The following is a 12,753-nucleotide window of genomic DNA, read 5'->3' on the forward strand; positions in this document are numbered from 1 at the left end:
CTACTCCTGCGACCGGCGGCCCAGCGCGCCGCCGAACGTGAAGGATGGACGCAGACGTGAGCGAAAGCGCCGGCCCGCCGGACGACTCCGACGACCCGGCTGCGGGCGAGGGCAAATCGCAGGCCGGGGACGACTCCGGCGCCGCCCCGGAGCCCCTCGCCGGGCACAGGCGCCGCTGGCTGCGCTGGACCGCGCTCGGCGTCTCGTTCGTGGTCCTGGCCTCCGCGGGCGTCGGCTGGTGGCTGTACAGGAAGCTCGACGGAAACATCAGGACCGACACCTCGGCCGCCGCCGAACTGAAGGTGTACGAGCGGGAGCGGCCCGCCTCCGTGGTGCACGATGCGGAGAACATTCTGCTCATCGGCTCCGACAGCCGGGCCGGTGACAACCGCAAGTACGGTCGTGACGACGGCGGCAGCCAGCGCTCGGACACCACGATCCTGCTGCACCTCGCCGCGGACCGGAAGAGCGTCACAGCGATGTCCCTGCCGCGCGATCTGATGGTGGAGATCCCGGTCTGCCACAAAGCGGACGGCACAGCCACGAAGAAACAATTCGCCCAATTCAACTGGGCCTTCGAGTTCGGTGGCACCGCCTGCACGATCCGTACGGTCGAGAAACTGACCGGCGTCCGGATCGACCACCAGATGGTCGTCGACTTCAACGGCTTCAAGGACATGGTCGACGCCGTGCACGGTGTCGAGGTCTGCCTGAAGAAGCCGGTCGATGACGCCGACGCCCATCTGAAGCTCCCGGCCGGGCGCCAGAAGCTCAACGGTGAGCAGGCGCTGGGGTACGTACGGGCCCGCAAGTCCATCGGCAACGGCAGCGACACCGAACGGATGGACCGCCAGCAGCAGTTCCTGGGCGCGCTGGTGAACAAGGTGCAGAGCAACGGCGTCCTGCTCAATCCGACCCGTCTCTACCCGGTACTGGACGCGGCCACCAAGGCGCTGACCACGGACCCGGGCCTGGACAGCCTCAAGGACCTGTACGAGCTGGTGCGCGGCCTGCGCGAGGTACCGACCGACAAGGTGCAGTTCCTGACCGTGCCCCGGCAGCCGTACGCCGCCGACCCGAACCGGGACGAACTCGTCCAGCCCGACGCGAAACGTCTTTTCAAGCGACTGCGCGAGGACACTCCTGTTGCCGTGGTCCCGGCGGACCAGCTCAAGGGTGACGACGGGAAGAACAACGGGAGAAACAATGCCGCGACCGATACGCCGGACGCTGCGGGCCCGAGTCCCACACCGACCTATTCGGGCAACAACGCGGCGGCCGACCTGTGCAAGCAGTAAAGCAATTCCCAAGCAGAAGCCGGTGATCGGCGTGTAATGAGCAGAATGACCAGTTGTAAGGACCGTGGAATTTGTCACGCTCGTCGCTCGACGTCGAACCGGGCCGATAGTGTGACGCGATCCGGTGCTTCCGGCCGCCAGGCCGCGCACTTCTGGAGCGAAAGATCGAGCGCCTGATCGGGGGAGGCGCCTCGCGTGGCACCGACGGAGGACTCAAGAAACCGTGGATGCGCAAAGCCGTGGGCGGGCGGATGAAATCGACCCCGCAGACCAGTGGGTTCTCAACCCGCACACCGGCGATTACGAACTGCGACTGAATCATTCCGGAGCGGATTCGGCCGGCACTTCCCAATCATCCGGTCCGCGTATTCCCCATCGCAGAGGACCTGTCCGTGACGGTGGCGGCGAGCGCAGAGGCACGGCCCGTGACGGCAGTGGCGAGCGCCGGGGTCCGGCCGGTGACGGGCACGGGTCCGCCCCGCGTCGCGAGGTTCCGGGACAGCGCAGCCGCCGATCGGCCAATGGCCCGCGCGGCCAGGAGGGTTCGGGCCCCGGCGAGAGCACGGGCCGCCGAAGCCGCAAGGCCCCCAAGGCACGCCGCAAGAAGGCGCTGCTGTGGACGGGCGGCACGATGGCCTTCGTACTGGTCGGCCTGTCGGTGGGCGGATACGCGCTGTACCAGCACTTCAACGGCAACCTGAGCACCGTCGACGTCGGCAGCGCCGGCAACAAGAACGTCTTCGACAACGACGCCCCGGTCAACATATTGATCATCGGGACCGACAAGCGCACCGGTAAGGGCAACGAGGGATACGGCGACAAGGGCAGCGTGGGCCACGCCGACACCAACATTCTCTTCCACGTCTCCAAGGACCGCACCAACGCGACGGCGCTCAGCATCCCGCGCGACCTGATCACCGACATCCCGGACTGCGAAACCACGCTGCCGGACGGCACGAAGAAGGTCATTCCGGGGACACAGCACGTCCGCTTCAACGAAAGCCTCGGCCAGGACGGCCGCGACCCGGGCTGCACCATGAACACGGTCAAGGAGATCACCGGCCTGAAGCCCGACCACTTCATGATGGTCGACTTCAACGCGGTGAAGGAGCTGTCCACGGCGGTCGGCGGCGTCAAGGTCTGCCTGGCACATCCGGTCAAGGACAAGGACTCGCACCTGGACCTGCCGGAGGGTGAGAGCAAGATCCAGGGCGAGGACGCGCTGGCGTTCGTACGGACCCGGCACAGCTTCGGCAATCAGAGCGACCTGGACCGGATCAAGGTGCAGCAGCAGTTCATCGGCTCGATGATCCGGCAGATGCAGTCGGACGACACCCTGACCAGCCCGACGAAGCTGTACAAGCTGGCGGACGCGGCGACCAAGGCCCTCACGGTCGACAAGGCCATCGGCACAGGGAAGAAGCTGGTGTCGCTGGCCACGGAGCTCAGCAAGGTCGACACGAAGAACATCACCTTCGTGACGGTCCCGGTGATAGACAACCCGGACGAGCCGAAGCCCATCACGGTGGTGCTGCATCCGGAGAAGGCGGACCAGCTCTTCGCGATGATGCGCGAGGACACCTCGCTGACCGAGGTGGAGTCGCAGAAGAAGGCCGCGAAGGGCAAGCAGAACGCGCTCCTCAAGGGCCCCAAGGCCGCCGCGGCCGATGTACGTGTCGATGTGTTCAACGGCGGCAAGATCTCCGGCGGCGCACAGAAGACCGTCACCTGGCTGCAGACCGAGCAGGGCGTGCTCAAGTCCACGAACAAGGCCAACGCCCCGGCGAAGATCGACAAGACGACCCTGGAGTACGCACCGAACCAGGCGGACCAGGCCCGTGCGCTGGCCGCCATGATGGGCCTGCCCGGTTCGGCCCTGAAGAAGGGCACCACGGACGCCGAGGGGCTCCAGGCGATGGTGCTGACGCTGGGCGCCGACTTCGAGGGCGCGGGCGTTCCCATCACCGGACCGGCAAAGGTGCCGGCGGACATTCAGCAAGCAAACGCCGACAAGGCAGAGTGCGCCAAGTGACACCGGGTCACTGCGCCAAACCACGAGTCTGAGCAGCAGGGGGGTCCTGGTGGGACGGAGCAGTACGCCTGGGGAGGGGACGCGACCACGCGTCCGGCACGCCGGCCAACTCGGCTGGGACGACGGGCTCTACGAGGACGGGCCGGGGAAGGGGCCGGACTCCGGCGCGTCCGGCGGGCGGGCCGCCCCGGCAAACAGTGGCCATCGGCGCGGCGGTTCCAAGCGGCGCGGCAAGAAGGGCAAGCGCAGAGTGCTGCGCTGGGTCGCCGTGGTTCTCGCGCTGTTCATACTCGGCGGCGCGGGTGCCGGGTACCTCTATTACGAGCACCTCAACGGGAACCTCAAGAAAGAGGACCTGAACATCGGCGACAAGAAGATGGCCGATCACAAGGCCAACGCCGCCGGTCAGACCCCGCTGAACATCCTGCTCATCGGCTCGGACGCGCGGAACTCCAAGGAGAACCAGAAGCTCGGCGGGGCCAAGGACACCTTCGGGGCACCGCCCCTGGCCGACGTGCAGATGCTGCTCCACCTCTCCGCGGACCGCAGCAACATGTCGGTGATCAGCATGCCGCGCGACACGATGCTGAAGATCCCGAAGTGCACCGACCCGAAGACGAAGCATGTCTACCCCGCGACCACCGGCCTGGAGATGACCAACGAGACGCTCGGCCGCGGTGGTCCCGGGTGCTCCGTGGCCACCTGGTACGAGCTCACCGGCATCACCATCGACCACTTCATGATGATCGACTTCGCCGGTGTGGTCTCGATGGCCGACGCGATCGGCGGCGTCCCGGTCTGCGTCAAGGGCAACGTCTACTCGCACACCAGCACCGGCAAGGGCTCCGGGCTGAAGCTGGAGGAGGGGACCACCAAGATCAAGGGCAAGCAGGCCCTCCAGTGGCTGCGCACCCGCTACGGCTTCGAGGACGGCACCGACCTCGGCCGTACCCACGCCCAGCACATGTACATGAACTCGATGGTCCGTGAGCTGCGCAAGGGCACCAAGCTCACCGACCCGGGCAAGCTGATGGGCCTCGCCGAGGCGGCGACCGACGCGCTGACGGTCGACAAGGGCGACAAGGGCCTCGGCAGCGTCACGAAGCTGTACGACCTCGCGGGCGAGCTCAAGAAGGTGCCCAGCAAGCGCATCACCATGACGACGATGCCGAACGTCTACGGGACGGGCACGCTCAAGGAGCGGGTGCTCCCCAAGCCCGTCGAAGCCGATCAGTTGTTCCAGATGGTCCGCGACGACATCCCGCTCGACGGCAAGGCGTCCAAGCGCAAGGCCCCGGCCGCCAAGAAGCCCACGTCGCCCATCGCCGAGATCCCGGTCAGCGTCCGCAACGGCACCCGCACCGACGCCGAGTACCCGGTCAAGGGCCGCGCCTCGGCGGTCAAGGAGCTGCTGACCGGGAAGGGTTTCACCCAGGCCGCGATCGACACGCAGAACACCGAGGCGGCGAAGCGGACCGGGATCCTCTTCCCCACCGTGGACATGGAGGGCAACGCCCAGGCGGTCGCCAAGGCGCTCGGCATCCCGCTGTCGGCGGTGAAGAAGTCGACCGACGTCTCGGGCATCACGCTGGCCGTGGGTGCCGACTGGCGCGATGACGGTGACTATCACGCGCCCTCGGCCGAGGAGAAGACCCCGGAGAGCGCACGCGCCCTGAACGGCGACGACGAAACGGCCTGCATGGACATCCAGCCGGGCTTCGGCTTCTAGCTCCCGACCGGGCACAACGCACTGTGGGGGCCTTCCGGCACATCGGAAGGCCCCCACAACGTGTCGGCAGCTACACCGTGACGGCCGGGCGACGGCTGGCGATGACCTTCTTCGCCAGCGAGCGCGGGCTGGTCAGGAAGCCGTACCCCCACGCCATGTGCATGGTCGCGAGGGCCACCGGGATCTGCGCCCGCGCCTTCGGCGACAGGCCCTTGCCCGCCGGGACGGACCCGGCGACGATCGCCGCGACGTACCCGGCGGGGACGACGAAGGCCCACGGGGTGAGCGCCGCGCCGACCACGATGCCCGCCGCGATCGCGCAGACTGCGGTGGGCGGCGCAAGGTAGCGCAGATTGATCGAGCCGGAGTGGTAACGGGCGACGACGTGCCGCCAGCGACCGTAGTCCTTGTACTGCTTGGCGAGCGCCTTGATGGAGGGCCGCGGCCGGTACTGCACCTTCAGCTCGGGCGAGAACCAGATCAGACCGCCCGCCTCGCGGATGCGGAAGTTCAGCTCCCAGTCCTGGGCGCGGATGAACTCCACGTTGTAGCCGTCCGCCTTCTCCAGGGCCTCACGGCGGAACACACCGAGATATACGGTCTCCGCGGGGCCTGCCTGGCCGCCGGTGTGGAAGGCCGCGTTGCCGACGCCGATCTTCGACGTCATGGCCGCGGCCACGGCGTCCTCCCAGGCGTTCTCGCCCTCGGCGTGCATGATGCCGCCGACGTTCTGCGCGCCGGTCTCCTCCAGGAGGCGGACGGCGGTCGCGATGTAGTTCGGCGAGAGCATGCCGTGACCGTCGACCCGCACGACTATGGGGTGGCGGGAGGCCTTGATCGCGGCGTTGAGAGCGGCGGGAGTGCGGCCGGTCGGGTTCGGGACGGTGTGGACCCGGGGGTCCTCGCGTACCAGCTCCGCGGCGATCTCGTCCGTACGGTCCGTGGAGGGGCCCAGCGCGATCACCACCTCCATCTCACCTGCGTACTCCTGCTCCAGGATGTGCCGGACGGAGTTCCTGAGATGGCGTTCCTCATTGAGCACCGGCATGATCACGGAGACGGCGGGGTGCTGCGCGGCAGACATGGTGGTCCTCGGGTGGTCCTCGGGGGCGCCGGGGGTTCGCACCCCACCAGGCGGCGTTATTCGGCCGCCACGTTACCGCGAATGGGGGACACCGGCGCGCGCCACCGGGTTGCTTCGCGGACTGCAGATCGTATGGGCCTACTGTGCGAACGATCCCCCTTGCACCGCGGAGGTTCCCCCCGTGCCCACGCCGCACCCCTACCCCCGTTCGTCTCGTTCCCGCCCGGTTCCGCCGCAGCGCAGGTCCAGAAAGCAGGACGAACGGCCACGCTGGGGCATGAGGTTGGTGACCGGCATTTCCGTGCTGGTGCTCGGAGCCGGCGGCATCGGCCATGCGGTGGTGACCAGCCTGGAGACCGGGATCGACCGGATCGACCCGTTCAAGGACATGAAGAACCGGCCCCGCGGGGGCAATGGCACGAATCTGCTGCTCGTGGGCACCGACGGCCGCGACAAGATCACCCGGGAGGAGAAGGAGAAGTACCGGCTGGGCGGTGTGCCCTGCAACTGCACCGACACGGTCATGCTGGTGCATCTGTCGGTGGACAAGGAGCGCGCGAGCGTCGTCTCGCTGCCGCGGGACAGCTATGCCGAGATCCCCGAGCACAAGGACCGGACCACCGGCCGGATCCGCGCCGCCCACCCGATGAAGCTGAACGCCGCCTACGCCGAGGGCGGGCCCGGTCTGACCGTGCGGACCGTCGAGCACATGACCGGCATCAAGATCGACCACTACCTGGAGGTCGACTTCACCAGCTTCATGAAGACGGTGGACGCCCTGGGCGGGGTGCAGATCTGCACAGCCCGGCCGCTGAAGGACTCGTACACCGGTCTCGTTCTCCCTGCGGGCACCCATGATCTGGACGGCGGACAGGCGCTGCAGTACGTGCGCTCCCGGCATATCGACGGGGCCGCCGACCTGGGCCGGATGCAGCGCCAGCAGAAGTTCCTCGCCTCGCTGATCAAGCAGGCGACCCGCAGCGGTGTGCTGCTGAATCCGGTGAAGTTCCGGGACGTCGCCTCGACGATGCTGAGGTCGGTCCGGGCCGACAAAGGGTTCGGTACGGAGCAGATGCTGGAGCTCGGCCAGGCGATGCGCGGCTTCTCCCCCGCCTCGTCCGAGTTCGCCTCCGTACCGATGGGGAACGTCGCCTACCCGGTCAAGGGCATCGGCACCACGGTCAAGTGGGACGAGCGGAAGTCGAAGAAGCTCTTCCAGGCACTGCGCGACGACCGGCCGCTCGCCCCGGTGCGGCCCGAGCAGCCGAAGGACGCGACCAAAGTCGGTGTCCCCCCACGCCAGATCCGGGTCCAGGTCTACAACGGGACCTCGAAGAACGGGCTCGGCAAGGCGGTCGACGACGCACTGCACGCCACCGGCTTCAACACCACGCGGGTCCCGCTGAACGGGGAGCCGCAGAATCTCAAGCGCACCCTGATCGCCTTCGACCCGCGCTGGGACCTGTCCGCGAAGTCCCTGGCCGTGGCATTGCCCGGGGCCGAGCTACGGGCGGTGCGGGGGCAGGGCCCCACGATGAAGGTGACGGCGGGCCCGGACTTCGAGAAGGTGAAGCGGGTGCGGGCCGAGGAGACGAACCGGGGCGAGTTCGGCACGGTCACGGGCGACCAGGAGGCCTGCCCGTGACCGCGGGTACGTCGGGGCTCAGTCCTCGATGCCGTCCGCCACGCGCTTCTCGCGCAGTTCCTTGATCGCGCGGCGCCTGGCGAGGCGGTGGGTGCGCCGGATCTGCGCCTCCTGGTAGCGCCGCTTGTCGCGCCCCGTCTCCGGGATCACTTGCGGTACAGGGCGCGGCTTGCCGTCCGCGTCGACCGCGGCGAACACCAGATACGCGCTGCCGACCTGCTGAGCGGGGGTGGATTCGTTCCACCGCTCGGCCATGACCCGGACGCCGACCTCCATCGAGGAGCGGCCCGTCCAGTTCACCTGGGCTCGGACGTGAACAAGGTCACCCACGCGGACCGGCTCCAGGAAGACCATCTCGTCCATGGAGGCCGTCACCGCGGGTCCGCCGGAGTGCCGGCCGGCCACGGCGCCCGCCGCGTCGTCGACCAGTTTCATGATCACGCCACCGTGCACGGTGCCCAGCAGATTGGTGTCGTTGCCGGTCATGATGTGGCTGAGGGTGGTCCGGGAAGCGGCGGTCGGCTTGCCCGGAATATCGCCCTCCGGGCGCGGGGCCTGATCTGTCATACCGTCCACCTTATGCGGGGGCTTCCGCCCGCCGGCAATGCATCAGCTTCGCAACAGCCCTGATGCGATTTCCCGCACCCCCTGTAATAGCAGGGCGCCCGGCCTGCACACTGGGTCGCATGAACGATTGGCCCGAGGGCTGGACCGACGACAACCGCAGCGGCAACCGCTACGGGCAGGGCAGCGACGGCGACCGGCCCGAGGGCGCCCGCGTGATGCGGCATGTCCAGCGGCCTCCCGCACCGCCGCAGCAGCGCCCCGCGCCGCCCCGGCAGCGGCAGCCGGAGCCGCCGCAGTACGCCGGCGGCTACGACAACAACGCAGGGTACGACAGCGGTTACAACACGGGCCAGGTCTACGGCGGCGGTGGCAACGGCGACGGCCGGGGCAACGGCCACGGCGGCGGCCGGGGAGACGGCGGTTACGTCCAGGGGCGCCCGGCGCCCGACTGGCGCCGCCGAATAAAGATAGGCGCACTGTCCCTGGTCGTCGTGGTGCTCGCGGTCTCCATCGGCACCTACTTCTGGGCCGACTCCAAGCTCAAGCGCGAGGTGGACCTCTCCAAGGTCATCGAGCGGCCGAAGGGCGGCGACGGCACCAACTACCTGATCGTCGGCTCCGACAGCCGCGAGGGCATGACCGCCGAGGACAAGAAGAAGCTCCACACGGGCTCCGCCGAGGGCAAGCGGACCGACTCGATGATGATCCTGCACGACGGATCGAACGGGCCGACGCTGGTCTCCCTGCCGCGTGACTCGAACGTCGAGATCCCCTCGTACAAGGGCTCCGATTCCGGCAAGCTCTACCCGGCCCGCGGCCGCTTCACCAAGCTGAACGCCGCGTACGCCGAGGACGGGCCCGAACTCCTCGTCCGTACCGTCGAGTTCAACACCGGTCTGCACATCGACCACTACGTCGAGATCGGCTTCGGCGGCTTCGCCAAGATCGTGGACGCGATCGGCGGGGTGGAGCTCGACATCCCCAAGGCGTTCAAGGACAAGTACTCCGGCGCCGACTTCCAGGCGGGCAAGCAGACCCTCGACGGCCAGCAGGCCCTCGCCTTCGTCCGCACCCGGCACGCGTTCACGTCCGACCTGGACCGTACGAAGAACCAGCAGAAGTTCCTCGCGGCGCTGGCGAGCCAGACGGCGACGCCGTCCACGATCCTCAACCCGTTCAAGCTGTACCCGACGATGGGCGCCGGTCTCGACACCCTGGTCGTCGACAAGGACATGTCGCTGTGGGATCTGGGCCAGATGTTCTTCGCGATGAAGGGCGTCACGGGTGGTGACGGCGCGTCCATGAACATGCCGATCTCCGGCTCCACAAACGGCAATCTGGTCTGGGACAAGGCCAAGGTCAAGCAGCTGGTGGAACAGCTCAACAACGACGAGAAGGTCACCGTCTCCGGCAATTGACGGCAGGCGGATGCAGGGCCCGGACGGTTCACTGTCCGGGCCCTGCTCCATGCCGGGCGCGGGCCGGGAGATCCGGCCCGTCCGCGCCGTCACCTTCCCGGCCTGCTCCCCCGGGCCAGCAACGCCACATGCGGCAGCGCCAACCGGCCGTCGTCCGCCACGAATTCGGTGCACAGCGCGTCGTACTCCCGCTTGGCCGCGGCCACCCCCGCCGGTCCCCGGCTGTTGACCAACTGCCCGATCGCGGCCACGCCGGCGGCCGGCCCGGCCCACCACTCCTCCGCCCCGACGCGGTGGTCCCAGGCCAGCGCCTCACTCCGTACGTCCCCGAGGCCGGCCGTCTCCAGCAGTGTGCCCAGCCCTTCCCGGGTACGTGGAAAGTTGTGCTCGGGATCGACGGTGGCCAGCCACTGGGGCCGGGTCAGCCCCGCCGCCTCGGCGGCCCGCCCGATCAACGCCTGGCCGGGGGCGCCCGGCACCTGCCAGATGGTGACGGCGACCCTGCCTCCGGGACGCGTGATCCGGCGCAGCTCGGCCAGGGTGTCCAGCGGACGGCCGACATGATTGAGCACGAAGTTCGCCACGACGGCATCGAACTCGCCGTCGCCGTAAGGAAGTCGAGGAAGCGACCCACACCGGACATCGGCCCCGGGCGCGGCACGCCGGGTCATCTCCACCATTCCGGGTTCGGCGTCCACGGCCCGTACGAGCGCACCGCGCCCGACAGCCGCCGCCGTCACGCTGCCGCTGCCGCACCCCACATCGAGCACCCTCGTTCCGGACCCGACCCCGGCGGCATCCAGCAGAGCGGGCACCGCATGGGCGCAGAGCCGGGCGAAGGTCCGGGCGTAGCTCTCGGCCCGCCCGTCCCAGATCCGGCGCTCGCTCACGTCGAACGCGGTCATCACACGCCTCCCGCGGGCCCCTGCGGCTCGACCTCGTCCAGGTCCTCGTACAGCGCGTCCAGAATCCGTCCCGTGGGCTCGCCCTGCGGTGTCAGCTCGGCCAGGCACCAGCCGGGGAGCTTCTGCTCGACCTCGGGCGGAAGGTCGCCGTCGGCCGGGTCGGCCAGTCCGTAGAGAAGGCCGAACGCGGTCTCCTTCGCCACCTCGCGGGCTATCTCCCCCAGGTCTCCGGGGGTCAGACCGAGGGCCAGCGCCCGCTCGACGGCGCCGCCCGCGAGTCCGTCCTTCCGGTAGGCCTCGACCCAGTCGGGGGCCGCCGTACTCCACCCGTCGATGTCCTGCCAGACCATGCGCAGAAACCGGTAGCGGGCGAGCTGCGGAATGTTCTCCTCGGCCTCGGAGTCGGCCCAGCCCTCGGCGTCGTCGGCACCGAGCGCGGCGAACAGGCCGGTGAGTGCGGTGATGTCGGTCATGGGAAGGGAAGGTACGCCACGGCGCCCGCCGCATCGATCAGGTGCGGGCCCCCGTCCCGCCGCTGCCCGCCGTGGGTGACGGTGCCTCATTCGTCCGTCGCGGGGCGGAAATTCGTGGGCTCGCGCCTCCGGTCCGGCATCAACCGGGCTCGGGGCACGAGTGCGTGTGGGATCAGTGCCCGGCGGCGTACGAGACGAAGTCCGCCCAAGCGCCTGAGACGAAAGCGCGCCGAGGCCCCTGCAAGTTCTTGGAGTCGCGCACGAGCACCGCGCCTGGGGTGGTCGCGACCTCGATGCAGTCGTTGCCATCGCCACTGCTGCTGTAGCTGCTCTTGAACCACTCCAGCTCGGAAGCGGCCCCGGCAGAGGGCTTGTTGATCATGTCTCTCCCAGAACTTGCTCGATGAAGGCCAGCGACTCCCGTGGCGTAAGAGCCTGGGCCCGGATCATCCCATAGCGCAGCCCAAGGATCCTGAGCTGCTTCGGGTCGGAAACCGGGCGTCCGCTGAACGCGCCTTCGGAACGCCCCACCGCACTGCCGTCGGGGAACTTCAGCACCTCGATCAGTCCGCCCGTCCCAGGATGTTCCTCGCGGTGGGTCGGCATCACCTGGATAGCCACATTCCGCAACCGCCCTAATTCCAAGAGGCGTTCGAGTTGTCGGCGCAACACCTTTGTGCCTCCGACCGGACGGCGAAGAGTCACTTCTTCCTGGACAAAGCTCAGCGACGGGAGGGGATCCCGATCGAAGATGGATCGCCGGGCCATGCGAGCAGCTACCACGCGGTCCATCTCGTCCAGCGTGTAGGCGGGAAGCCACGACGCGAACAGGGCCCGCATATGCTCCTCGGTCTGCAACAGGCCGTTGATGTTGTGGTGGTGATACGCCTCCAGCTCGACGACCTTGGCCTCCAGCTTCGCCAGATCCCGAACCTTCTTCGGGTAACGGACCTCCGCCACATCCCGCTTCATCGCAGCAAGCTTCCCGCCCGCGCCCAGCACCTCGCCCGCCCGGTCCAGGAACTCCGGCCGAGGGATACGCCGGCCGCCCTCCACCTTGTGGACCAGGTCCTCCCCGTACCCGATCGCAGCCCCGAAGTCGCCGGCCCGCAGCCCCGCCGACTCCCGCCATGCCTTGATCTGACGGCCCACCGCAGCGACCACCGCAACCCCCGACTCGTCGTCGGGATCGACGTCCCAGCCGGGCTCGTCCGCTCCGCCGTCCCCGCGCTCCGTACTGGTCCCATCCACGCTCATCCGTGCCCCACTTCCGACGTGCATGCCGTTCTGGCTCAACCCCTGGTGTCCCCAGCACGTCACCCCGGACAGCCGGGACAGCGCTGGACAATCAACTCGGCCCGTACCGTGACCGCTTCACCGGGTCGCGGAGGCCCACGACCCGGTGAGCCACGTCGCCACGCCCCACGACACATAAAGCTTTGAAGAACCTGGGGAAATCACCCTCCCCATCCAAACCCGACCCCACCCCGCCCCCGTCACTCGCGCGGGTGACATAGGGCAACTGGGCTGGATTTCAAACGGGTTGGCTGGCATATGCTCGCCGCGACAACTCCAGACATGCGACGGCCCCCGACCGAGATT

11 protein-coding genes are annotated in these 12,753 nt (G+C 68.5%); 5 read left to right on the top strand and 6 right to left on the bottom strand.

Translation table 11 applies throughout. From position 1 onward, the window contains the following. Positions 1 to 44: 44 nt before the first annotated feature. From ACFVYE_RS10095 to ACFVYE_RS10105, 3 genes are all read left to right on the top strand, one after another. Positions 45 to 1,298, top strand: a complete 1,254-nt coding sequence (locus tag ACFVYE_RS10095; RefSeq protein ID WP_389604980.1) for an LCP family protein — start codon at positions 45 to 47, stop codon at positions 1,296 to 1,298. Between the two features lie 223 nt (positions 1,299 to 1,521). Continuing rightward, positions 1,522 to 3,330 carry an LCP family protein gene (locus tag ACFVYE_RS10100; RefSeq protein WP_383966807.1) on the top strand — a complete coding sequence of 603 codons (1,809 nt, stop codon included), beginning with the start codon at positions 1,522 to 1,524 and terminating at the stop codon, positions 3,328 to 3,330. A 49-nt stretch (positions 3,331 to 3,379) separates the two neighbouring features. Beyond that, complete coding sequence (locus tag ACFVYE_RS10105) at positions 3,380 to 5,059, top strand: LCP family protein (protein ID WP_383966805.1); 1,680 nt, start codon at positions 3,380 to 3,382, stop codon at positions 5,057 to 5,059. 70 nt (positions 5,060 to 5,129) lie between these two features. On the opposite strand, the gene ACFVYE_RS10110 is transcribed toward ACFVYE_RS10105, so the two are convergent. Then, on the bottom strand, positions 5,130 to 6,143 hold the full coding sequence (locus tag ACFVYE_RS10110; RefSeq protein ID WP_383966802.1) for a glycosyltransferase family 2 protein: 1,014 nt from the start codon (positions 6,141 to 6,143) through the stop codon (positions 5,130 to 5,132). 277 nt (positions 6,144 to 6,420) lie between these two features. Here ACFVYE_RS10110 and ACFVYE_RS10115 point away from each other — a divergent pair, with 277 nt between their 5' ends. Next, positions 6,421 to 7,788: an LCP family protein gene (locus ACFVYE_RS10115; RefSeq protein WP_383966799.1), complete on the top strand. Its 1,368-nt coding sequence runs from the start codon at positions 6,421 to 6,423 to the stop codon at positions 7,786 to 7,788. Positions 7,789 to 7,806: 18 nt separating this feature from the next. Here ACFVYE_RS10115 and ACFVYE_RS10120 read toward each other — a convergent pair whose 3' ends face one another. Continuing rightward, the gene (locus ACFVYE_RS10120) at positions 7,807 to 8,355 is read right to left on the bottom strand and encodes an acyl-CoA thioesterase (protein WP_383966796.1); all 549 of its coding nucleotides are present in this window, start codon (positions 8,353 to 8,355) and stop codon (positions 7,807 to 7,809) included. A gap of 119 nt (positions 8,356 to 8,474) precedes the next feature. On the opposite strand from ACFVYE_RS10120, the gene ACFVYE_RS10125 reads away from it, so the two are divergent. Further along, complete coding sequence (locus ACFVYE_RS10125; protein WP_383966793.1) at positions 8,475 to 9,773, top strand: LCP family protein; 1,299 nt, start codon at positions 8,475 to 8,477, stop codon at positions 9,771 to 9,773. An 89-nt stretch (positions 9,774 to 9,862) separates the two neighbouring features. On the opposite strand, the gene ACFVYE_RS10130 is transcribed toward ACFVYE_RS10125, so the two are convergent. The 4 genes from ACFVYE_RS10130 to ACFVYE_RS10145 all read right to left on the bottom strand — a co-directional run bounded on the left by ACFVYE_RS10130 (position 9,863) and on the right by ACFVYE_RS10145 (position 12,408). Continuing rightward, the gene (locus ACFVYE_RS10130; protein WP_383966790.1) at positions 9,863 to 10,678 is read right to left on the bottom strand and encodes a class I SAM-dependent methyltransferase; all 816 of its coding nucleotides are present in this window, start codon (positions 10,676 to 10,678) and stop codon (positions 9,863 to 9,865) included. Further along, entirely contained in the window at positions 10,678 to 11,151 is a 474-nt protein-coding gene (locus ACFVYE_RS10135) for a hypothetical protein (protein ID WP_383966787.1), read from the bottom strand. The genes ACFVYE_RS10130 and ACFVYE_RS10135 overlap by 1 nt, the downstream gene beginning before the upstream one ends. Before the next feature lie 172 nt (positions 11,152 to 11,323). Beyond that, positions 11,324 to 11,533 carry a DUF397 domain-containing protein gene (locus ACFVYE_RS10140; RefSeq protein ID WP_383966784.1) on the bottom strand — a complete coding sequence of 70 codons (210 nt, stop codon included), beginning with the start codon at positions 11,531 to 11,533 and terminating at the stop codon, positions 11,324 to 11,326. Beyond that, the gene (locus tag ACFVYE_RS10145) at positions 11,530 to 12,408 is read right to left on the bottom strand and encodes a helix-turn-helix domain-containing protein (protein WP_383966781.1); all 879 of its coding nucleotides are present in this window, start codon (positions 12,406 to 12,408) and stop codon (positions 11,530 to 11,532) included. The genes ACFVYE_RS10140 and ACFVYE_RS10145 overlap by 4 nt, the downstream gene beginning before the upstream one ends. Between the last annotated feature and the right edge of the window lie 345 nt (positions 12,409 to 12,753).

This window comes from Streptomyces sp. NPDC058239, assembly GCF_042882185.1.
Taxonomy (GTDB): Bacteria; Actinomycetota; Actinomycetes; order Streptomycetales; family Streptomycetaceae; genus Streptomyces.